Source organism: Lactiplantibacillus sp. ME-2 (assembly GCF_022549155.1).
GTDB classification, from domain to species: domain Bacteria; phylum Bacillota; class Bacilli; order Lactobacillales; family Lactobacillaceae; genus Lactiplantibacillus; species Lactiplantibacillus plantarum.
The window spans coordinates 1-22,753 of sequence record NZ_JAKZEQ010000032.1; the positions used below are offsets into that span (position 1 = coordinate 1).

19 protein-coding genes and 3 tRNA genes are annotated in these 22,753 nt (G+C 45.2%); 19 read left to right on the forward strand and 3 right to left on the reverse strand.

What is annotated here, in order from left to right; genetic code table 11:
- Positions 1-99 precede the first annotated feature (99 nt).
- From MMY95_RS11510 to MMY95_RS11550, 9 genes are all read left to right on the forward strand, one after another.
- Positions 100-172 (forward strand) — tRNA-Thr (locus MMY95_RS11510).
- A 642-nt stretch (positions 173-814) separates the two neighbouring features.
- Positions 815-2,287, forward strand: coding sequence for a peptide MFS transporter (locus MMY95_RS11515; protein ID WP_003643855.1), 1,473 nt, complete (start codon positions 815-817; stop codon positions 2,285-2,287).
- Between the two features lie 54 nt (positions 2,288-2,341).
- Positions 2,342-3,184 (forward strand): metallophosphoesterase, encoded by an 843-nt coding sequence (locus MMY95_RS11520; RefSeq protein ID WP_015639982.1) that lies wholly within the window; start codon positions 2,342-2,344, stop codon positions 3,182-3,184.
- A 75-nt stretch (positions 3,185-3,259) separates the two neighbouring features.
- Positions 3,260-3,342, forward strand: a tRNA-Tyr gene (locus tag MMY95_RS11525).
- A 9-nt stretch (positions 3,343-3,351) separates the two neighbouring features.
- Positions 3,352-3,423: transfer RNA gene (locus MMY95_RS11530), tRNA-Gln, on the forward strand.
- Between the two features lie 341 nt (positions 3,424-3,764).
- Entirely contained in the window at positions 3,765-4,202 is a 438-nt protein-coding gene (locus MMY95_RS11535) for a hypothetical protein (RefSeq protein ID WP_225443008.1), read from the forward strand.
- Positions 4,203-4,582: 380 nt separating this feature from the next.
- Positions 4,583-4,900 carry a cupin domain-containing protein gene (locus tag MMY95_RS11540; RefSeq protein ID WP_003644999.1) on the forward strand — a complete coding sequence of 106 codons (318 nt, stop codon included), beginning with the start codon at positions 4,583-4,585 and terminating at the stop codon, positions 4,898-4,900.
- A 30-nt stretch (positions 4,901-4,930) separates the two neighbouring features.
- Positions 4,931-5,266, forward strand: a complete 336-nt coding sequence (locus MMY95_RS11545; RefSeq protein WP_003640891.1) for a cupin domain-containing protein — start codon at positions 4,931-4,933, stop codon at positions 5,264-5,266.
- Positions 5,267-5,300: 34 nt separating this feature from the next.
- A complete protein-coding gene (locus tag MMY95_RS11550) occupies positions 5,301-6,143 on the forward strand; it encodes a metallophosphoesterase (RefSeq protein ID WP_241277651.1) in 843 nt (280 codons plus the stop codon).
- 158 nt (positions 6,144-6,301) lie between these two features.
- Here MMY95_RS11550 and MMY95_RS11555 read toward each other — a convergent pair whose 3' ends face one another.
- Positions 6,302-7,408, reverse strand: coding sequence for an SLC13 family permease (locus MMY95_RS11555; RefSeq protein WP_104795545.1), 1,107 nt, complete (start codon positions 7,406-7,408; stop codon positions 6,302-6,304).
- 192 nt (positions 7,409-7,600) lie between these two features.
- Positions 7,601-8,422, reverse strand: a complete 822-nt coding sequence (gene pnuC, locus MMY95_RS11560; RefSeq protein WP_003640894.1) for a nicotinamide riboside transporter PnuC — start codon at positions 8,420-8,422, stop codon at positions 7,601-7,603.
- 360 nt (positions 8,423-8,782) lie between these two features.
- On the opposite strand from pnuC, the gene proC reads away from it, so the two are divergent.
- The 3 genes from proC (at position 8,783) to MMY95_RS11575 (ending at position 11,514) form a co-directional block, all read left to right on the forward strand.
- On the forward strand, positions 8,783-9,574 hold the full coding sequence (gene proC, locus MMY95_RS11565; RefSeq protein WP_003640895.1) for a pyrroline-5-carboxylate reductase: 792 nt from the start codon (positions 8,783-8,785) through the stop codon (positions 9,572-9,574).
- A 78-nt stretch (positions 9,575-9,652) separates the two neighbouring features.
- Positions 9,653-10,789 carry an N-acetylglucosamine-6-phosphate deacetylase gene (gene nagA / locus MMY95_RS11570; RefSeq protein WP_003644997.1) on the forward strand — a complete coding sequence of 379 codons (1,137 nt, stop codon included), beginning with the start codon at positions 9,653-9,655 and terminating at the stop codon, positions 10,787-10,789.
- 23 nt (positions 10,790-10,812) lie between these two features.
- Positions 10,813-11,514 carry a GntR family transcriptional regulator gene (locus MMY95_RS11575; protein WP_003640897.1) on the forward strand — a complete coding sequence of 234 codons (702 nt, stop codon included), beginning with the start codon at positions 10,813-10,815 and terminating at the stop codon, positions 11,512-11,514.
- 169 nt (positions 11,515-11,683) lie between these two features.
- On the opposite strand, the gene MMY95_RS11580 is transcribed toward MMY95_RS11575, so the two are convergent.
- The gene (locus tag MMY95_RS11580) at positions 11,684-12,421 is read right to left on the reverse strand and encodes a WecB/TagA/CpsF family glycosyltransferase (protein ID WP_003644996.1); all 738 of its coding nucleotides are present in this window, start codon (positions 12,419-12,421) and stop codon (positions 11,684-11,686) included.
- 156 nt (positions 12,422-12,577) lie between these two features.
- Here MMY95_RS11580 and MMY95_RS11585 point away from each other — a divergent pair, with 156 nt between their 5' ends.
- The 7 genes from MMY95_RS11585 to MMY95_RS11615 all read left to right on the forward strand — a co-directional run bounded on the left by MMY95_RS11585 (position 12,578) and on the right by MMY95_RS11615 (position 22,745).
- Positions 12,578-14,056 carry a nicotinate phosphoribosyltransferase gene (locus MMY95_RS11585; RefSeq protein WP_003640899.1) on the forward strand — a complete coding sequence of 493 codons (1,479 nt, stop codon included), beginning with the start codon at positions 12,578-12,580 and terminating at the stop codon, positions 14,054-14,056.
- Positions 14,056-14,883, forward strand: a complete 828-nt coding sequence (gene nadE / locus MMY95_RS11590; RefSeq protein ID WP_003640900.1) for an ammonia-dependent NAD(+) synthetase — start codon at positions 14,056-14,058, stop codon at positions 14,881-14,883. Before MMY95_RS11585 ends, nadE begins: the two co-directional genes overlap by 1 nt.
- A gap of 455 nt (positions 14,884-15,338) precedes the next feature.
- Complete coding sequence (locus tag MMY95_RS11595) at positions 15,339-17,993, forward strand: cation-translocating P-type ATPase (RefSeq protein ID WP_003644995.1); 2,655 nt, start codon at positions 15,339-15,341, stop codon at positions 17,991-17,993.
- A gap of 54 nt (positions 17,994-18,047) precedes the next feature.
- Positions 18,048-18,482: a hypothetical protein gene (locus MMY95_RS11600; RefSeq protein ID WP_003644994.1), complete on the forward strand. Its 435-nt coding sequence runs from the start codon at positions 18,048-18,050 to the stop codon at positions 18,480-18,482.
- A gap of 293 nt (positions 18,483-18,775) precedes the next feature.
- A complete protein-coding gene (locus MMY95_RS11605; RefSeq protein WP_033615666.1) occupies positions 18,776-20,947 on the forward strand; it encodes a Tex family protein in 2,172 nt (723 codons plus the stop codon).
- The gene (locus MMY95_RS11610; protein ID WP_241277652.1) at positions 20,947-21,393 is read left to right on the forward strand and encodes a SprT family protein; all 447 of its coding nucleotides are present in this window, start codon (positions 20,947-20,949) and stop codon (positions 21,391-21,393) included. The genes MMY95_RS11605 and MMY95_RS11610 overlap by 1 nt, the downstream gene beginning before the upstream one ends.
- Positions 21,394-21,458: 65 nt before the next feature.
- A complete protein-coding gene (locus tag MMY95_RS11615) occupies positions 21,459-22,745 on the forward strand; it encodes a homoserine dehydrogenase (RefSeq protein ID WP_003640905.1) in 1,287 nt (428 codons plus the stop codon).
- Positions 22,746-22,753 lie beyond the last annotated feature (8 nt).

Below are 22,753 nucleotides of genomic sequence, written 5' to 3' on the forward strand. Positions count from 1 at the left end.
TAGAGCGCTTGACTGTTAATCAAGATGTCGACGGTTCGAGCCCGCCTGTCGGAGTGACATAGATGTTGGCAATTGTGTTAACATCTATTTTTATATCATGCCGGCTTAGCTCAGTTGGTAGAGCATCGGTATCGTAAACCGAGGGTCATCAGTTCGACTCTGGTAGCCGGCACTTGTGAGGTGGGACGTGGTTCTCGCCTTTTTATTTTTAAATAGACATAAAATGATTGGCAGCTTTGCGCAAACGCAAAGCTGCTTTTTTGATATAAGAATGTTAGCTATTTGAATGCCGAAGTATCAAAATGATCGTAAGGGCTTAGTAGGATGATGCCTATTGTCGCCACTGCTTTTTAGGTATGCTTAGCATATCAATCTTGCGGTTTATTATAATTAGTCGCAATAACTGTAAATTACATGCTGCGAACAATCATAGCCATTTTAATAGCGGTACTTTATTGTTGATAATTTCAGTTTTGTTTTTTTGTTTAATTAGATTTTTAATACCAATTGCGTATTTTCAGCATTTGAATGCTATTAATTATTTTATATTAAATTAGAATTTAGTGTTAATTTCAGAAAGCTAAAAGCCTTATAAAATGTCCTATCAACTAGTTTTTGGTGCTATAAAAGGATTTAAGACTATTTATGTATGGTGGATATTAATTTAATTAATGGTTATTAGATTAGAAAACGGTTAGTGCTATTGTTGATTAAGATTAAGGCTAGTATAATAGTTATTATGTTTAATTAAGAAACAAAACTTGTTACTTTTAAACGAAATACAAACTGGTTAAGAAGTTTGGAGGAATCTCTATTGGATAAGGAACAAAAGCTGGATCGGTCGTTCTTTGGCCAACCCCGTGGCTTACGGACGTTGTTCTTCACTGAAATGTGGGAACGATTCAGTTACTACGGGATGCGTGCGCTACTGATCTATTACATGTACTACAGTGTCGCTAAAGGTGGTCTTGGATTTGACCAAGTCACCGCAGCATCCATTATGTCAATCTATTCGGCATTAGTTTACGTTTCTAGTGTCCTCGGTGGCTTTCTAAGTGACCGTGTCTGGGGTAGCCGTAAGACCGTCTTTATTGGTGGGGTCTTCATCATGTTAGGCCACATCGTTTTATCAACGCCATTTGGAGTTGGTGCACTATTTGTTTCAATCGCACTTATTGTCATTGGGACTGGGTTATTAAAGCCAAACGTCTCTGACATGGTTGGTCAATTGTATACAGTGGAAGATACACGTCGGGATGCAGGTTTTAGTATTTTCGTCTTCGGGATTAACTTAGGTTCATTGGTTGCACCAGCCTTAGTTGGTCGGATCGGCTTAAATGTTAACTTCCACTTAGGCTTCTCCTTAGCTGCGATTGGGATGTTCTTTGGTCTATTGCAATACTACTTTGATGGTAAGAAGAATTTAAGTTCTGCTAGCCTCTATCCAACTGATCCATTAGAACCCGGTGATTTGAAAAAAATCATGCGGTGGACAATCTTAGGAATCGTTGGGATTGGGTTGATTCTACTATTAATGCAATTAATGAATGCTCTTACGTTAGCAAATGTTATTAGTTTAATTAGTACGCTTGTTATCTTGACACCAATCGTTTACTTTATTTTGATGTTAACGTCTGACAAGACTAATGCAACAGAACGTTCACGTGTTCGGGCTTATATCCCATTGTTTATTGCCGCTGCTTTATTCTGGGCAATTGAAGAACAGGGTTCGTCCGTACTTGCGTTATTTGCAGCTAATCGGGTTAATTTGGATCTTGGTTTTACCCATCTAGCTGCTTCTGATTTCCAAATGCTAAACCCATTGTTCATCATGATTTATACAACACCATTCGTGTGGTTGTGGACTAAGTGGGGTAAAAAACAACCTAGTTCACCAACTAAATTTGCGATTGGGTTGCTATTCGCTGGGGCTTCTTACCTAGTGATGGCTGTACCTGGAGCGCTCTTTGGAACTGCAGGGAAGGTTAGTCCATGGTGGTTAGTTGCCAGTTGGGCAGTCGTTGAAATTGCTGAAATGTTGATTTCACCAATTGGTTTATCAGTTACCACCAAGCTTGCACCAAAGGCTTTTGCTTCTCAGATGATGAGTATGTGGTTCCTAACTGATTCGGTTGGTAGTGCGCTTAATGCACAGATTGTCCGTTTCTACTCGACGCAAACCGAAGTGCCATATTTTGCGATTACCGGGATTGTTAGTGTCGTTTTAGGGATTATCCTCTTTATGATGGTGCCAATGATTAAACGGTCGATGCAAGGCATTCGCTAAATTGAATATTTACTCGAAGATATGTTATCTTAGTGGTAGCATATCTTTTTTGTTTTGGAGGGGTTGACCATCGTACGAATTGCTTTCAGTAGTGATAATCATTTTGATGTTAATCGAGTGGATGCGACTGCGATGATGCGATCTCAGGCGACCTATCTTTTACAGAATGGTGTTCAGATTTATTTGATTGCTGGCGATCTTTTTAATGACTTTCAGCGTAGTCAGCAGTTTGTCGTCGATTTACAGGCCCTATTAGGCGCACAGACGTGTGTTTACTGGATTGCGGGTAATCATGACATGGTCCATGGCATTTCGTTTGACGAGCTTGAAACAGGGCATTTTGATGGCTACCTGCATAACCGGTATATCGATATTTCTGGTACAGATTGGCGCGTGATTGGACATAATGGGTGGTATGACTATCAGTATGCTGCCCAGGTCCCTGATACGACTGCGGCCGACTTCTTACACTGGAAGAATGCGTTTTGGATCGACCGGGCTATTAAACAGCCGATGAGCGATCAGGAGCGGACTGATTTAATGCTCAACCAAGTAAAAGCGCAGCTTAACTTGGCTGCTGTGGATCACAAGCAAGTTATTTTTATGACGCACTTTGTTCCCCGGATCGATTATTTGCGTTTTTCTGATGATAATCGGTTTTGGAATATGGCTAACGCGTTAATGGGAACGCCCCGGTTAGGACAACTGTTGGAGCAGTTTAACGTGGCGCACGTTTTATTTGGTCATTTGCACGTCCATCCGCAACCGCGGGTGTTTGGTCAGACCACCTATTATGACCAAGCAGTGGGCTATGGACTCAAGCGTATCAATGAATGGCAAGCCAATAATTTTATGGCGGAGTGGTATCAAGATACGCAAATTCTGGATTTGAAATAAAAACTGAAAAAACTTTGAAAAAAGTCTTGATTTTTTATTCAAAATTATGTATTCTAATATAGTTGAATGATTTACGGAGGGGTAGCGAAGTCTGGCTAAACGCGGCGGACTGTAAATCCGCTCCTTCGGGTTCGGTGGTTCGAATCCACTCCCCTCCATTTCATTATTGGGCTATAGCCAAGTGGTAAGGCAACGGGTTTTGATCCCGTGATGCGCTGGTTCGAACCCAGCTAGCCCAATTGTTACGCCTTTCGTCGTTAATCAGGTCTTAGGATCTTGATGTAACGACTTTTTTATTGGCTTAAATTTATCTTAATATCGGCGGGTAGTGCCACTTCGTGAAGAATGCGTAACGGATTCTTCACGAAGTGGATTTTTTTGTCTCGGTCTGTTTATTTGCCATCATCAATAATAATGTGATATGTTTTAGTATTCTATTTGGGGCACGATCCAGATGGGATAGGAGGTCTGGTCAATGAATTTATTTATTCCGTAAGTACACGGAAGAGGTTAATGGCTGGCATTGTTAATTTTAAAAATACGTACTAGTTAACTCGTCATGACGGCCATCACAATTATTATGAGTCGTTCTTATAAAAGCACACCAATTTTTAAAGCACATATGGGTTATGGAAAGAAGCGCGCTAACCGTGCTGTTCGAAATCGTATGAATCGTGGTGAATTTGATGTTTTGCCGGCTAATTCGCATGCCTGGTATAAACGATGTTATGAGCAGTATGATGTTGTCGATTATTGCTCCAGAGAGACTTATTCGCAAGTTCAACTTGAGCTGGAGACGATGCGATTAGAGATTACTCGTAACGGTGGGATTATTCGAAGAATCCCACAACATCTGGTTGTTACGTATACTTTTGATCCGGTGATATCTGATATTGTGCACATGCAGCGAACGGAAGAACTAATTCCTGCGCAAGATGTCCAAATGTTTGTAGGTACTTTTGAACAGTGGTGTCGGGAGCGTCGCAACTGCTGGGCCAAGGCTTATTATCGAAAATAAGTCGTATTGGAACTTGATCTATGAGATTTGGTTGAAGAGGCTACGTAGCCTTAGTTGTCCCACTACCAGCCCCAACTAGTTGACTGAATAAATCAAATTTTCCACAGAACTGTTATCAAATGTAGTAACAGCAGACTGTTCAGCGTCGCAATGACGCTTGGACAGCTTTTTGCATGGCCCATATCTGGATGCAAAGGCATTTACCTGCCAGAGATGACGTGGTTATTAAGTATATGACTAGTAGTCAGTTATTCAGAATTATAAGATGTTTATTCAATCGAACCTCGAAAATTGAGTTTGTTAGCGTTAAGCTTAATTTAGGGAATCATACCATCATGAATAACGTAAGCGACCATGATGATGACCAAGGAGGATTTGAAATGGCGGTAACTAAAATTGATTTAAAAACCACGATGACTTACCGGGAGCATGCAATTACTAGTAAATCATTTGCTCGAAAATTAGGGATTGAACTGCCGTTTGCGATGTACGCAATGGCGGCGGGTGAAAGTATTAGTGCTGAACAATCCACGCTGACCCGCTTATTTGAGGTTGTTGATGGTACTTTGACCGTCCGTTTGGCGACGGAGACCGACCAAGAAGTGCATGCGGGCGAGATGTTAGTGGTGCCAGCTCATACGGTCCATACGTTGGTCGCTGAGCAGCCGTGCCAGTTTATTCAATTAGAAACGAAATAGGCCTTAATAGCGAGATGCGGAGGAATTCAAATGAGTTTAATTAACAAAATTGATCATGCTAAGGTCCTCAATTTAACTGAACAAATTCCACTGGATGATGATCAAGTTAATAGCCGGACACTGGTTCAACGGGATGATTTAAGTATGACGCTATTTTCAGTCGCAACCGACCAAGAGATTGGCGGCCATTCTGCCCAGGGCGATGCGATGGTCAATATTTTAAGTGGAGAAGCGGAAATTACGATTGAAGGCACCATTTATCATTTAACTGCGGGACAATCGATCGTGATTCCTAAGGATGCCCGGCACGCGTTATATGCCGTTCAAGGATTTCAGATGTTATTGGTGGTCGTTAAACCCGACTAATGCACGTGGTTATCGATGAGACGGAGGGAGTAATATGCCGCTGTATACGTTTATTGGTGATATTCATAGTGCCGCGGATGATCTGGCAGTTTTATTAGCCGATCCTGAAGTTACCGCGACGCGCTTGATTTTCTTGGGCGATTATATTGATGGTACGGCGGCACGCTATTTTGGTCATGCCACCGAGTCAGCTCCGTTGGCGCCGCTAAAAGTACTGACGATGGTTAGAAAACGGGTACGGGAATACGGCGATGTGGCTTTACTTGGCAATCATGATGAATTTTGGCTACGGACAGCTCATGGTGATGACAATGCCACCGCAACTTGGGTGTTGAACGGTGGTCACCGGACCTGTCGCAAATTAGGGATTTACTCCTCCAATCCCAATCATGTTCGGCGGGCATTAAATGGTGCGCCATTAAAGCCGGATACTGATTTCTTAGCACATTTGCCGCTGATGTGGCAACATGGTCGGTTACTGGCTATGCACGCGGGTGTTAACTGGCAATACCCATTAACACAACAAACAACGACTGACCTACTGTGGATTCGGGATGACTATTATGATGACTTCACGACTGGCAGTCACCGTTGGCATCGGAACTTATTCAATAAAGTCATCATTACTGGTCATACGCAGGTGCAGACCTTGACTGGTTCACACACTGGTTATTTAAAGATGCAGGCAGATGCGCAAGACGTTCCACGATATCTAATTGATGCAGGCAGTCGTTCAGGCCTGTTTGATGGTGGAATTTGTGCGTTAACGCTGACGGTCGATGGTGAATTTGTCAGGGCGAAACGCGTGATCAAGGGTCACCGCTACGATGGTCAGCAAATCGTCACTCCGGCCATGTTGGTGGATCAGGTGCACTAAGTATCACTAAACATCTCAGAGATAGAACGTAAAAGGAGCAGGCTCACATGATATTGAGACTGCTCCTTTTATGATGTCACGCTAGTTACTGGTTTTCGCACTATTTCAAGTTGATTGGTTTGCAAGTTCTCACTGAATCGTTACTCAGCGTAACTGAATTATAGGTGTAAATAGAACCAGCCACCAAGGCCTAAAATGAACAGGCCAAGTCCATTGAGGGCCGTAAACACGATCAAAAAATGGTGGAGTGGTTGTTCATCATTGAAGGGCAACAATTGTTTTAAGGCAAGCAGATTTGCTAGTGAGGCCACCAATGACCCCAGACCGCCGATATTGACGCCTAAAAATAGCGCTGATAAATGGGGCGTGAAATTCGCTAGTAAGATGGCGGCTGGAACATTGCTGATGACTTGGCTAGTAATTAGTCCAGTAATATAGACACTGGGGGCTGTCTGAGTTAATTGGTTGAGCCAATGCGTTATTGCGGGATTATGACTGATGGCGCTAACGAAGATGAAGAAGCAGATAAAGGTTAAGAGTAGTGCGTAATCAACGTACTGAAAGACGCGTCGGTTAATCATGAGGCCTACGACAATCGTTCCGATAATAACTAGTGAAATGGGCACCAAATTAAAAATGCCAAGCATAATGAAACTGATCAGGCCGCCCGCAAGCCCGATTTGACTGCGAGAAATGGGCGTAGATTTGGTTGGTGTTACAGTTAGCGGCAACCGAGGTAACCGCCGGCTTAAGGCAACTAATAAAGCTAGACTAGCAAGCATTAACGGAGTCGACAATTTAAAAAACGTGAATAGATTAACGTGATAGAACGTGACCAAAAATAAATTTTGGGGATTGCCAATGGGCGTAAACGCGCTACCAAGATTGGCTGCCATGATAATTAAAGTCGTTGGGTAGGCAATGGCCAGGTGCTGACGCCGGGCGAGTGTGAGAAAGATTGGAATTAACGTTAGGATCGCAACGTCGTTAGTTAAAATCATTGAGCCACCAAAGGCCAGTAAGATGAATAATTGACACATTTGACGGGTATCGTGTGATTTAACTAAGAGCCAGTCCCTTAAAGTATCAAGCAAATGCATCGCGCGAAGTAATTGAACACTGATCATGAGTGCAAATAAGGTGCCAATCGTAGCCCAATTAATTGCCGTCAGTTGGGGTGTCCCGATGAACAAACTTAAACCAGCACAAATTAATGCAATAATAAAGATTTTATCGTGAAGTGTGCGACGAACGACTGTCACCATGGTAAACGTCCCCCTCAATAGTCAGTTAATTAGTTCTAACTTAAACAAACTCGTCGCTAAATGTAAACTGATAGACATTTTTCAGATAAGGATGTAGCCACCCGAACGGTAACCCAAATAAAAAATCGCTTCAAAGTTATGTGTTTAACTTTGAAGCGATTAGTGCTTGGTTTTGATTGCCAGTTAGCTTGCTTAATGTGTATCTAGTTTATCTTGCTGAGTGTTTTGACCGAAGAACCACAAGTAGGCACCATATAACGCGTTAGCGAGCATCACTAGTTGCAATGCTAACATTGAGGCGGCTGCAGGACTGAAGCCTTTTAATTGGTTGAACCAGATAATAACGTTAATCACGTCGAGTGTGATCCACGCAACCCATTGGGAACGATAACCGTTGACCATGAGGACACTACCGACAATCCCAAGTGGTAACAGGGTCGCGTCCAGGTAGATTTGGTTACCGTTAAGTTGTTTACTAAAGTGTAAGACAATGGCGTAGACGAGTACGGCTAACGCGAACCAGGCACAACCGGCTAATTTGCTCAATTTACGACCAGTCAGTTCGCTGGCATCGGGTTGCGCTGCCATTTTACGATGCCAGACGGTGATGCCGACAAATTGCATGATAAGGTAAAATGATTGCGACGCAATGTCACCAATCAGCCGATTGGTGATGGCCGTAGTAAGCCAAGCCGCACAGGCAATAATGCCCCAACTATAGTTCGTCAGTCGCCCTTGATCAACCAGAATTAAGTTAATCACGACCGTAATCCCGGTCAATAGGCCAATCCAGCCATGTAGGCTGTAATCGCGACCCAGAATAAAACCAATGATGGTCACGATTAGCATCGTGCTCATCATCAACTTAGTGGTGCGGCGAAGCGTCTTTAATTCATTAAGTCCCCGTTGCCAGCTGAAGACGGCGCGCATGGCCGTGGGCAGACTAGTGATGTCTTGCTGGCATTGTTGCAGCAGGGTTGATAAGGTGAGTCGGAAATGGTTGTTCTGGTTCATAGTGAAACACTCCTTAGTTGTTTTTAGACAGCCGTGTTCGGAAGCAACGCTGTGTTTGATTGCTGTTTACATTAGCTTGTTCAAGCAGACCTGTCAACGAGCTTCGCACATATTGAAGGCCGATTATTAATAGATTAATCAATTGGTTTCAGTATTGATAAGCAATCACCTTAATAGAGTGGCTCGTGATATTTATTTGTTGATAGTGAAAGTTGAGCTGAAAGAAGTGATTAATTACCCACAGTTTCACAAATATTGGTATAGTAGAAGAGTAAGCGGGAATGTCTGTTTAATCCTGCCTAGCCGTTAATCGGTTAGTGGTTAATGATATAAATTATAAGTCAGAGGAGCGTTTTACGGATGAAAATCGGATTTATTGGTGCCGGTAACATGGGCCGCGCGATTATTGATGGGTGGTTAAAACAACAAGCGGTCGTCCCAGCAGATATTTATATTCACAGTGCCCATGCTGCGAGTTATCAACCTTATGCGCAAAAAAATGGGCTACAGGCCTGTGACACTAATTTGGCCGTGGCACAAGCTGCTGACGTTATCGTTTTGGCAGTTAAGCCGAACATTGCGTTGGCCGCATTAAAAGAAGTTCAAGCAGCTTTAACGGGCAAGTGGGTTATTACAATGGTATCAGGATTGAGTTTGGCCGATTATGCCACGGTTGTCCCTGATCTCCCCGTTCTGAGAATCATGCCGAATGTGAACGTGGCGATTGGTGCCGGGATGACGGCGTTGGTTGGTAATGATGCCTTAACACCAGAGCAATATGCGGCTGGACAACAATTATTCGATGCGATTGGTGCCACGAGTGCCATCGCTGAGAAAGATTTTCCAACTTTTTCAGCCTTAGCAGGTAGTTCGCCGGCCTACATCTATTTCTTTATTGACGCGATGGCCCGCGCAGGCGTCAAGCACGGTTTGAGCAAGGATGCAGCGACTAAGATTGCGGCGCAGGCCACGCTGGGCAGTGCGCAGAATGTTTTAGCTTCTGATAAAATTCCGTTTGACCTGATCGATCAAGTTTCTTCACCTGGTGGCACGACGGTTGCTGGATTACTGGCCATGGAAGAGGCCGGCTTTATGACCGCAGTGGTGAAGGGAATTGATGCAACGATTGCGAAGGAACTTGGCGAATCTTAAATTACTTGGTGCTGGTGGTTGCAAGTTTGGTCTATACCGATTATAATTAAACCAGATAAATCCAAGGAGGAATTGTTCATGAGCAAAGTGTTAAAACATGCCATCATTTATACTGGTCTAGAAAAGATCGATGACGGCTACATTCGTTTCGGTAAGGAAATTGAAGCGGTTGGTCCAATGGATGACTACGTGGCCCAACCCGATGATGATATCGAATTTGTGAGTGGCAAAACGATTGTACCGGGCTTCATTGATGTTCATAGCCATGGTGGTTATAGTTTTGATTCAATGGACGGGAATCCAGCTGAAATTAACGAAATGGTTAATGATATGGTTGCCCGCGAAGGTATTACGTCATACTTCTGTACGACCATGACGCAATCCAACGAAAACTTAGACCATTCGATGGCCGGTATTAACAAGGCCGCCGATGAAAATCCGGTTATCCAAGGGGTTCATTTGGAAGGCCCATTCATTTCGGCGACGTTTAAGGGTGCCCAACCTGAAAAGTACATTAAGAATCCTAACGTTGACTTATTAGACAACTGGAACAAGTTGTCGGGTGGTCGGGTTAAGTTGATTACTTACGCGCCGGAAGATCCTGGTTCGCGTGAATTTGAAAAGTACTGCTTGGAAAATGGCATTGTGCCTTCAGTGGGCCACAGTAACGCGACTCGTGAACAATTATTAGCAAGTAAAGCAACTCACGTGACGCATTTATACAACGCGCAACGTGAATTCAAGCACCGTGAACCAGGTGTTACTGGTCATGCCATGCTTGAAAACAACATGTACTGTGAATTGATCTGTGATGGGTTCCATATCGTGCCTGACATGATCAAGCTCGCTTACGAACAAAAGGGCGTTGACCGGATCGAATTGGTGACTGATTCAATGCGTGCCAAGGGTGAACCCGACGGTATCAGTGAATTAGGTGGTCAAAAAGTGATTGTTAAGGATGGTCAAGCACGTCTTGAAGAAGGTAACTTGGCTGGTTCTGTCCTGACATTCATTAATGCCTTCAAGAACATTCAGAAGTTCACCGGTTGCGGCATTGCTGAAGCGGTTAAGATGGCTTCTGTCAACCAAGCACGTGAATTTGGGTTGACTAAGAAAGGAACATTGGAAGCCGGTAAAGATGCTGATATCAACATCTTAGATGGCAATCAAGATTTAGTCGCAACATATAGCTACGGTAAAAAAGCAGCTAAATAAATTAGAAGTAAGGGATGAGTACCATGAGTTCGCCAATTTATATTCAAATCCACAACCAAATTAAGCAGGCGATTGAAGCAGGTCGGTGGGCCGTTGGTGACCGGATTCCGTCTGAACGGGAGCTGGCTACACAGTTCGATGTTAGTCGGATGACCCTTCGACAAGCAATCCAGACATTGGTTGACGAAGGAATATTAGAGCGGCGAGTCGGTGCCGGCACGTTTGTCGCGAATCAGAAGGTCCAAGAAAAAATGTCCGGTGTCACCAGTTTTACTGATCTAATGCTGGCCCAGGGTAAGGTCCCATCAAGTAAGACGATTTCATATCACGTGACGAGCCCGTCGCTATCTGAGAGCGAAAAGTTGGCGTTAGGCGCCAACGAACAAGTTCTACGGATGGAACGAATTCGCTATGGTGATGATGTGCCAATTTGTTTTGAGGTCGCAACAGTTCCAGAACGACTCGTCAAGCAGTTCACCAAGGACGAAATTACGAGTTCGTTGTATCGGACGTTGGAAGAGAAGGCAAGTTTAGTGCCTGGTAAGGCTCAACAGACTGTTTCGGCGATGTCTGCTTCTGAGCGTATCGCAGAATACTTGTCAGTCCGGCGTGGCGATGCGTTGCTACGGTTACGGCAGATTTCGTATCTGCAAACCGGCGAACCGTTTGAATACGTGCGGACCCAGTACGTTGGTAACCGGTTTGAGTTTTATCTTGAAAAATAACCAGTCGGTCGGGTGCTGGGCACCTAATTAGAGTGATGATACCAAAAATAGCTCACCTAGGATGTTATTCTAGGTGAGCTATTTTTGAATTCATGACTGAAGACTGGGTACACGCACAAAAGCAATTGTCATCGTAACGCAGTGGCTTATAACTGGTAATGATTGCCAGTTAATTGGCTTGCTGGCGCGCTATTTTTTTAACTAACCGCAAGTAGCGGGGTAACACGAGCATCCGCTTGAAACGACTTGGTTCTTGAATCAGACGGTAGAGCCATTCAACGTGGTGTTTTTGCCAAAATAACGGCGCCCGCTTAACCGCGCCTGCAATTACGTCGAAGCTACCCCCGACACCCATCCAGAGCGCATCGAGGCGTTGACGGTGTTCGGCAATGAAAAATTCCTGCTTAGGAAAACCAGTGGCTACGAAGACCATATCGGGTTGCGCGGCCACGATTTGGTCGACAACGGTTTGTTCGTCGTCATAATAGCCATCACGGGCACCCGCGACAACGATGCCGGGATAAGCTCGTTGAACGATCGTGGTCACTTGCTTTAACACGGCCGGCTTGGCACCTAACAAAAAGATCCGTTGGTGCTGTTGGCTACCCCATTCTAGTAGTGTTAAAAGGGTGTCATAGCCGGTGATCCGTTCGGGGAGTGGTGTGCCAAGAATCTGGGCCCCCTGAATGACGCCAATGCCGTCTGGCGTGATATAGTCCGCTTGCGTTAACACCTGTTGGTAATCGGGGTGTTCACGAGCGTACATTAAGATCTCGGGGTTAGCGGTCACCACAAAGCGATTGCGATGCGCGAGAATATCGGTTTGAAGTTGCTGAACAAAACCAGCGTTAGTTGTCTTGATAAACGGCACGTTTAAGATGTTAACCGTGTCAAAAGGGACTGACATAAGCGACCTCACTTTCTAATCATAATTAAAGTATAGGTAAATCAACGAATTCTGCAACTTTTTGGATGCTTAAGCGCATTCTTTTATAAAAAATGCTAAAATAAGCTTAACTTACTGTAAACACGGTTATTACCTACGAAATGGAGAATTATACTCATGACGCAAATCTATCCGGATGATAGTTTTACCTTGCATACGGATGCTTATCAAATTAATATGATCCAAACCTACTGGGAACAAGGTATTCACAACAAACATGCGGTGTTTGAAGTGTTCTTTCGTAAGATGCCGTTCCAAAATGGGTACGCGGTATTTGCGGGTCTGGAACGAGTTGTTAATTATATCAATCATTTACATTTTACGGCAACTGACATCGCATATTTACGTGAACTGGGTGGCTACTCAGACGGTTTTCTAGATTATTTAGCGAATTTCAAATTTGATGCGACGATTCGTGCGGTTCGTGAAGGAGACTTGGTCTTTAATAATGAACCGTTGTTACAAGTCGAAGGACCACTGGCCACTTGTCAGTTAATTGAAACGGCACTACTCAATATTATCAATTATCAAACGCTGATTGCGACTAAAGCGGCGCGCATTAAGTCGGTTGTCGGTGAAGATGGCTTGCTAGAATTCGGTACTCGGCGGGCGCAAGAGTTTGATGCGGCCATCTGGGGAACCCGGGCGGCTTATATTGGTGGCTTTGACGCGACGAGTAACGTGCGGGCTGGCAAAATTTTTGGTATTCCGATTAGCGGGACCCATGCGCATGCGCTCGTGCAGACTTATCGAAACGATTATCAAGCTTTCAAGGCCTATGCGGAGACCCATCATGACTGTGTCTTTCTAGTGGATACGTATGATACGTTACGTAGCGGGGTGCCGAGTGCGATTCGAGTGGCTAAGGAAATGGGTGATAAAATCAATTTCCAAGGGGTTCGTATCGATAGTGGCGATATGGCTTACTTATCAAAACGCGTGCGTGAACAGCTAGACGAAGCTGGTTTTCCGGATGCCAAGATTTATGCGTCAAATGATTTGGACGAAAAAACGATCCAAAACTTGAAGATGCAAGGTGCTAAAATTAGTGTCTGGGGTGTTGGGACGAAGCTAATCACGGCCTTTGACCAACCCGCGTTAGGGGCCGTGTACAAGATGGTTTCGATCGAGAATGATCATCATCAGATGGTTGATACGATCAAACTTTCAAATAACGCGGAAAAGGTCTCAACGCCTGGTCAAAAACAAGTTTGGCGGATTACGAAGCGTGCGGATGGCAAGTCAGAAGGTGACTATGTGACGTTGTACGATGAAGATCCGCGCAACGAAGAATCAATTTACATGTTCCATCCAAGCTATACGTATATTAATAAGACGGTCAGCGATTTTGATGCGCGACCACTATTGGTTCCCATCTATGACCGCGGTCAACAAGTTTATACTTTACCAACGTTAGATGAAATCAAGGAGTATTCATTTGAAAGTCTAGATGCACTCTGGGACGAATACAAGCGGGATTTAAACCCTCAGGATTACCCGGTCGACTTGTCACAAAAACTTTATGATCATAAAATGAATATTATTAACACGGTCAGAGACCACGTTAACCATAAAGATGAGGAGGAAGCTTACTAATGCGGCCATTACAAGCTGAGATTATTAAAGCGTTACACGTTGCACCAACGATTGATCCAGAAGTTGAGATTCGTCGAAGTATTGATTTTTTGAAGGCTTATTTAACTAAAAATACCTTTTTGAAGACCTATGTGCTTGGCATCTCTGGCGGTCAAGATTCCACGTTAGCTGGAAAATTGACGGAGATGGCCATTACCGAAATGCGGCAGGAAACGGGTGATGATCGCTATCAATTCATCGCAGTCCGGTTACCATATGGCAATCAAGCGGATGAAGCGGATGCGATGGCAGCGATTGATTTTATGCAAGCCGACGTGACGGATCGGGTGGATATTCAACCGGCTACGGATGCCATGGTAACTGCATTGGAAGCTAACCAATTGACGATTCATGATTTCAACAAGGGCAATATTAAAGCGCGCCAACGCATGATCGTGCAATATGGGATTGCTGGTGAAATGCACGGCGCTGTCGTGGGAACCGACCATGCAGCCGAAGCTGTTACTGGTTTTTATACCAAGTACGGTGACGGTGGTGCGGATATTGTGCCACTATGGCGATTGAACAAGCGTCAAGGTAAACAAATGCTGGCCGCTTTAGATGCGCCCAAGCATTTGTATGACAAAGTCCCGACCGCTGACTTGGAAGAAGATCGGCCAGCATTACCTGATGAAGTCGCGTTAGGTGTTCGTTACGACGACATCGACGATTACTTGGAAGGCCGGACGGTCAGCGATGCTGCGGCCGAAAAGATTGAGGCGTGGTACTTAAAGACTGCCCACAAACGGCACGCGGCCATCACTGTGTTTGATGATTTTTGGAAATAAGCTAGTTAGCTGATAATCGATTAGGATTACGGCTAACCTAATTAAAAAGGCGACTTGAAGATTATTCAGCTTCAGGTCGCCTTTTTGCATAGTCACATAATTTTATGGTGACTACCGTAATATTGGTGGGATTGGTGGAAAAGCGGTAGAATGGTTTAAAATATGTAAACGCTTAATGTGAGAATATCCAAGTGCTGTGGCGAATGCAGAGGTAGTCAAAGCGATTATTTTGCTAGACAGCTCCCATGGAATCTGGTATTCTTACGATACAATCATAAGGGAGTAACTAGCAGAAATATTCTGCGGCAATATCGTCAGCAAGAAGCCAATCCGGTATTGTCTTAAATAGTGAGACTTATGTATGTTCACACAATTTTGCGTGCATACATGAGTCTCATTTTCTATCTGGAGATCAGTTAGGGAGTGGGGCTCGGATGCCAGAAAAGGAGCTTACGATGAGTACAAAACCAAAGTATCAACAAGCGTTATCCGCCGTTTATGAGGAACTAGGCACTGATGAATACGGCTTACAGCAAAGTGCTGCGTCGCAACGGTTAGAACAATATGGGCCGAATGCGTTGAATCAGCAAAAAACGACTTCCTTGTTGCAAAAATTTATTGCGCAGTTCAAGGATTTCATGATTATCGTCCTGTTAGTGGCCGCCTTGATTGCCGCCTTTACTGGGGAAGCCGTCGATGCCGTTATCATCTTATTGGTGGTGGTATTAAATGCGATTTTCGGTGTCTTCCAGGAATCGAAAGCGGAAGAGGCCATCAACGCGTTGAAGGAAATGTCAGCGCCGGACGCGACTGTTTTACGGGATGGTCAGCTGCAAACGGTCAAGAGTGACGCGTTGGTTCCTGGGGATGTTGTGTCGCTAGAAGCCGGGGATATCGTTCCCGCGGATTTACGATTAATTGAGAGTGCGTCATTGAAGGTTGAAGAATCGGCGCTGACGGGTGAATCTGTCCCAGTTGAGAAGCAGGCGGAGATGATTGCCGATGGGGAATTACCAATCGGGGACCGGTTAAACATGGCGTACATGAATAGTAACGTGACGTATGGTCGGGCCACTGGGATTGTGGTGGCGACTGGGATGCAGACTGAAGTAGGTCGAATTGCCGGCATGATTGAAGCGGCCGATGAGACGACCACACCACTGCAAGCGAACTTGACACAGTTAGGGAAGTCGCTGACGATTTTAATCTTAGTTATTGCCGCAGTGGTATTTGGTATCGGAATGTTGCGCGGTCAAGAGAGTTTGATCAACATGTTATTGACGGCGATTTCGTTAGCCGTAGCCGCAATTCCAGAAGGGTTGCCGGCAATCGTTACGATCACGTTAGCGTTAGGAACCCAGCGGATGGCCAAACGGCATGCGTTAGTACGAAAATTACCCGCAGTTGAAACGTTGGGAAGTACCGATATTATTGCCTCTGATAAGACCGGAACGTTGACGCAAAACAAAATGACCGTTGAAAAGTTGGTCGTCAACCAGGAACTGGTGGACGCGCGCGCTACTGAATTGCCGCTTGATAGCCATTTAGCGCAAGTGATGATTTTAAGTAATGATACAAAGATCATGCCGGATGGGTTAGCAGGTGACCCAACGGAAACAGCGTTGATTCAATATAATTTGGATCAGGGTTATCCAGTCGATCAGTTGTTGACGGACCGTCCCCGAGTGACAGAAGTCCCCTTTGATTCGGAACGTAAATTGATGTCGACGGTGCACCCCTTAGAAGATGGTCGCTTCTTAGTAGCCGTCAAGGGGGCTCCTGATGAATTACTTAAACGGGTCACTCAGATTGAAAGTAACGGTGACGTTCAGCCGTTAACCAAGACAAGCCGTGACCAGATTCTAACTGTTAATCATGAATTGGCAACGCAAGCCTTACGGGTCTTAGCATTTGCTTATAAAGTGATCACCACGGTTCCAACGACTGTTAATACGGAGACGTTAGAAAATGACCTGGTCTTTGCCGGGATGGTCGGCATGATTGATCCAGAACGGCCAGAAGTTGAACAAGCCGTTGCAGAAGCTAAATCAGCTGGAATTCGGCCGTTGATGATCACGGGTGACCACCGTGATACCGCCGAAGCAATTGCCGTCCGTCTTGGTATCATTAACGCTGGCGAAGATGACGCTGTGATTACTGGTGCCGAGTTAGATGCAATGAGTGATGCGGAATTCGGCAAAAAGGTCGGCGATTACTCGGTGTATGCCCGGGTGGCGCCTGAACACAAAGTTCGAATCGTGAACGCATGGCAAAAACGAGGCAAAGTTGTTGCTATGACTGGTGATGGGGTCAACGATGCGCCCGCCTTGAAGGCTGCTGATATCGGTATTGGTATGGGAATCACTGGGACGGAAGTTTCCAAGGGGGCTAGTGACATGGTCTTGGCTGATGATAACTTCGCCACGATCGTGGTTGCTGTCGAGGAAGGCCGAAAAGTGTTCGCCAATATTCAAAAGGCGATTCAGTACCTTTTGTCAGCAAACTTAGGGGAAGTCTTAACCTTGTTCGTGATGACGATGTTGGGCTGGCAAATCTTGGCACCAGTGCATATCTTATGGATCAACCTAGTGACCGACACCTTGCCAGCAATTGCCTTAGGCGTTGAACCAACTGAAAAGAACATTATGCAGCATAAACCGCGCGGGAGAAATTCTAATTTCTTCTCAGGTGGGGTCTTCAGCAGTATTATTTATCAAGGGCTACTGGAAGGTGGCATTACGTTGCTCGTGTACTGGTTAGCTTTGACGTATCCGGTTCACGCAACGGCCTCATTAGCTCATGCTGATGCGTTAACGATGGCTTTCGCGACCCTTGGCTTGATTCAGTTGTTCCACGCGTTTAATTCTAAATCCATTCATGAATCGTTGTTTACGGTCGGCTTGTTCCGAAACAAGTTCTTTAATTGGGCGATTCTAATTGCATTTGTGATGCTGGCGATGACAATCGTCGTTCCCGGTCTGAATGGGTTATTCCACGTGAGTCACTTGGATGCTTACCAATGGGGAATCGTGGCCTTAGCTTCCTTATCGATGGTCGTGATTGTTGAAATTGTTAAGTTCTTCCAACGTCGACACATGCGGCGCGCATAACCCATCCATTAGGGGTAAAATAAGGCTAACTAATTTAAAGAAAAGAGTTTGTACATGAAAAAAGCAACGATTCAAACGTATATGCCAGTACTGTCTAAAGTTATCGAAAGTACTGAAAAAATGGGGGAAGAATTAAACCCATCTTTTGAAAAACTACGTCAGGCCATTGATAATGACGCAGTTGCCAAAATGGTTCCAGCTGAATTCAATGATATTCAGATGGAATTTAGCGATGGTACTGAACAGTATCAACAAAATTTGGCACAGTTGAAAAAAGTTGCGGTACCCGCACGGTTAATGGGGCGGCACCGTAATTTGTTAGCAGCATACGAAGCCTACACGAATGCGTGTGCGGCCATGACGGCTAGCATGAACATCGACAATCAAACGATTGATGTGGCTGCTTTTAATCAGGCTGAAACGGATCAAGAGACTGAAATGGGCCGCGTTTCAAATAACGTGCAACGGATCATGAATACAGTCATGTAGGAGCGCTAATCTGGGTGATTGGATTTAGCACACTAATAAAACGCTCGGTAACGTTTATGCGTTGCCGAGCGTTTTATTGTTGGTTGCGGGGCAGCCAACTGTGCGGCCGCGCCGTGCTCGTTTAGCCTAATGGGCTGGTTTTTTCCAGCTCACAACCAATGTGTGAACAGTATCGGTAATGGCTTCGATTGGTAGTGACAGTCAACGACAATTTTTAGATGGTCATTCGGCGCGGAAACTTGGGTAAAACGCGTATAATATAATGTAATGAGATTAAAAGATTGGGTGAAATAATGGATAATCAGATTTTAACGTTAGTTAATCAAACGCTGACGAAGTTTAAACCGCAACAGATCAAAGCGGTTCTCGGACTCATGGACGAAGGCAACACCGTTCCGTTTATCGCACGGTATCGAAAGGAACGTACCGGTAACTTAGATGAAGTTGAAATTCGCGAAATTAAAGATAACTATGATCGGCTTGCGAGTCTAGAGAGTCGTAAGGCAGATGTGATGAAGTTGATCGCTGAACAAGATCACTTGACGCCGGCTTTAAAGCAAGCCATTGAAAAAGCTGACAAGTTGCAAGATGTCGAAGATTTGTACTTACCGTACAAACAGAAGCGACGTACGAAGGCAACGATTGCGAAAGATGCTGGACTGGAGCCGTTAGCAGCTTGGTTATTACGTTTTCCGGCAAGTGGTATTCAGGAACACGCGGCGCAGTTTGTGAACGAAGCGCAGGACATCACAGACGCGAATACCGCGTTAGCTGGAGCTCACGAAATCTTGGCTGAGGCCTTTGGTGATAATGCCGGTTTACGAAACTGGGTCCGGAATTATACGCGTGACCGGGGCTTACTAGTCGCAAAAGTGAAACCCAAGGGTAAAGCAGCCGATGAACAAGGTGTTTACCAACAGTATTATGATTTTAATAGTCCCATCAAGCAGATGGTACCGTACCGGGTACTGGCTATCAACCGTGGGGAAGCCGAAAAAGTATTGAAAGTCAGCATTGATGTTGATCGTGCTGGAATTGACCGGTATTGTCATTTTCGCTTTATTGGTCAGCACCACGGCCCAGCGATTGAACTAGTAGAAGCTGCTTATCAGGATGCCTACAAACGCTTTATTGGCCCAGCCATCGAACGTGAACTTCGCAATGAATTGAGTGCGGCTGCCAATGAACAGGCCATCAAAGTCTTTGGCGATAATTTGTACCACTTATTAATGCAGGCACCATTAAAAGGTCGCGTGGTATTAGGGTTCGACCCTGCTTACCGGACGGGGTGTAAATTAGCCGTGATGGACGCGAATGGTAAGTTCTTAGATAAGCTCGTGATTTATCCACACAAACCAGCTCCAACTGCCAAACGGGAAGCTGCTGCGGGTGAGTTTAAAACCTTTTTGGAGAAGTATCATGTTGAAATGATTGCGATTGGTAACGGGACGGCTTCCCGCGAATCCGAGGAGTTTGTGGCACAGGTATTGAAGACTATGACCCGACCGGTTTATTATGTCATCGTGAACGAAGCCGGGGCTTCCGTGTACTCTGCTAGTGCTAAGGCGCGCGCCGAATTTCCTGAGCTACACGTTGAACAACGTAGTGCGATTAGTATCGGCCGGCGACTACAAGACCCACTGGCAGAATTGATCAAAATCGATCCGAAGTCAGTGGGAGTGGGGCAATACCAACACGATGTGCCCCAGAAGGAATTGACAACGCAGCTAGATACGGTGATTGAGACCGCGGTTAACCAAGTTGGGGTCAATTTGAATACCGCTAGTTCGGAGCTATTGACGCATATTTCGGGGCTATCCAGCACGATTGCCCAAAATGTGATTACTTATCGGGATGAAAATGGCGAATTCACGAGCCGACCACAATTGAAAAAAGTGCCGCGGTTGGGACCGAAAGCTTATGAACAAGCGGTCGGCTTCCTGCGAATCATTGACGGCAAGAATGTTTTTGATAACACGGATATTCATCCAGAAAGTTATCCCGCAGCCAAAGCGTTATTGGCAGCGGCTGGATTGAAGACGACGGACGTTGGGACGACTAAAGCCCAACAGTTGAATCAATTAGATTTAGCGCAACTTGCGACCAGCACCGGTGTCGGTGAACTGACCTTAAAGGATATTATTAGTAGTTTGCAAAAGCCCGGGCGTGATGTTCGTGATACGATGCCCGCACCGTTACTCCGGCAAGACGTTTTAAAGATGAGTGATCTAAAACCAGGGATGCAGTTGCAAGGAACCGTACGCAACGTGGTCGACTTTGGGGCGTTTGTGGATATTGGTGTCAAGCAAGATGGCCTCGTACATGTCTCCAAACTAACGGATAAGTTCTTGAAAGATCCGCGTCAGGCGGTGGCAGTTGGCGACATCGTAACGGTGTGGGTCGAAGCAGTTGATGAACAGCGGCAGCGCATCGCTTTGACGATGATTGCACCGGCTGAAGCATAATGACTGATTTAGAGTTACAGCAGCTCGTTGCGACCATTTCCATGCGTGATTTTCACCGTCCGTTCCAGCACCGCGCTTATTTTAATGCTCGGTTACGAACGACGGGTGGTCGTTATCAGTTGGCCTCGCATGATATTGATATCAATCCGAAGATGCTGACTGATTTTGATGAGGCCACCTTGATTGGCGTCATCAAGCATGAATTGTGCCATTATCATTTACATTTGACTAAGCGGGGATATCGGCATCGTGATGCAGACTTTAAACGATTACTCGCGCAAGTGGGTGGCTCGCGCTATGCACCAGCGCCGAAGCAGGCGACGGCCCGGCCGTATCGGTATACTTATGAATGCCAACGGTGTGGCCAGCGGTATTACCGCAAGCGCCGCATGGACACTCGCCGCTATACGTGTGGTCGTTGTCAGGGGCCAATTAAATTAGTCTGAAAAGGTTTGCTAAAGTGGTACGCTTCCGATAGAATTAGCTTAACTATTGATATGGAGGGATTAAGATGGAAACGATTAAAATTGGTGTGGTCGGACTAGGCACAGTCGGGACCGGCGTTGTAAAAATGCTTCAAGCGCATCAGGAAAAGATTTCAGAAATTACCGGTCGTAAGTTGGAACTAGCCTGCGTAGTTGTCCACAACTTGAAAAAGCATGAACAAGTTGATTTGGGGGACGTTCAGATGACCGACCAAATCGCGACCCTGCTTGATGATCCGTCCATTCAAATTATGGTCGAAGTGATGGGTTCAATTCATCCGGCGAAGGAATATATTACGCAAGCCTTGCAAGCTGGCAAACACGTGGTGACGGCCAATAAGGACTTGATTGCGCAATATGGCCGGGAGTTGGTTCAGATTGCTCGTGAAAATCATCGCGACTTATTCTATGAAGCTAGTGTTGCTGGTGGGATTCCAATTTTACGGACGATTGATAATAGTTTCGCCGCTGACCGGATTCAACGGGTCATGGGAATCGTCAACGGGACCACTAATTACATCATGACGCAGATGCTGACTAAGCATTGGTCGTATGATCAAGCCTTGAGCTCAGCACAAGACTTGGGGTTTGCCGAAAGTGATCCCACTAATGATGTCGAAGGCCTTGATGCGGCGTTCAAGATGATTATTTTAACGCAGTTTGCCTTTGGGATGAGTCTTTCCCTCGACCACGTTCAAGTTCAGGGAATTACGAAAATCAGCCCAGAGGATATTGCGGAAGCTCACCAGCTTGGGTATACAATTAAATTACTCGGGATTGCGGAAGAAATTGACGATCGCATTGCGGTCTCAGTCGGGCCTGTGCTTGTTTCTGATCAGCATCCACTTGCCACGGTACAAAATGAAAATAATGCTGTAATGGTAACGGGAACGGCTGTGGGGAACACGATGTTTTACGGTCCTGGCGCTGGAGAACTCCCGACCGCCAACAGTGTGCTGAGTGATATTACAACGGTTGCGAAAAATATTGCGTTGAATACGACTGGTAACACGTTTAACTCTTATCGCCAGGAGACAGTCTTAGCAACGCCTGAAGATGTTGTGTATCCTCACTTTATTGCCTTGAAGATGCGTGATGTGCCGGGGATGATGATGAAATTGACGGCGATTATGACCCGCGCAGAAGTTTCATTTAGTCGAATCATTCAAAATCAATTAGGTGACGGCAACGCTCGTGTTGTGATCATTACCCATGCCATGAATGATCAACAGTTAGCAGATATCACTCGTGAAATCGGTGAACAAGAGAATATGCAACTATTAGCGAGTTATAAAGTTTTAAAGAATGCGTAGGTGAGGAC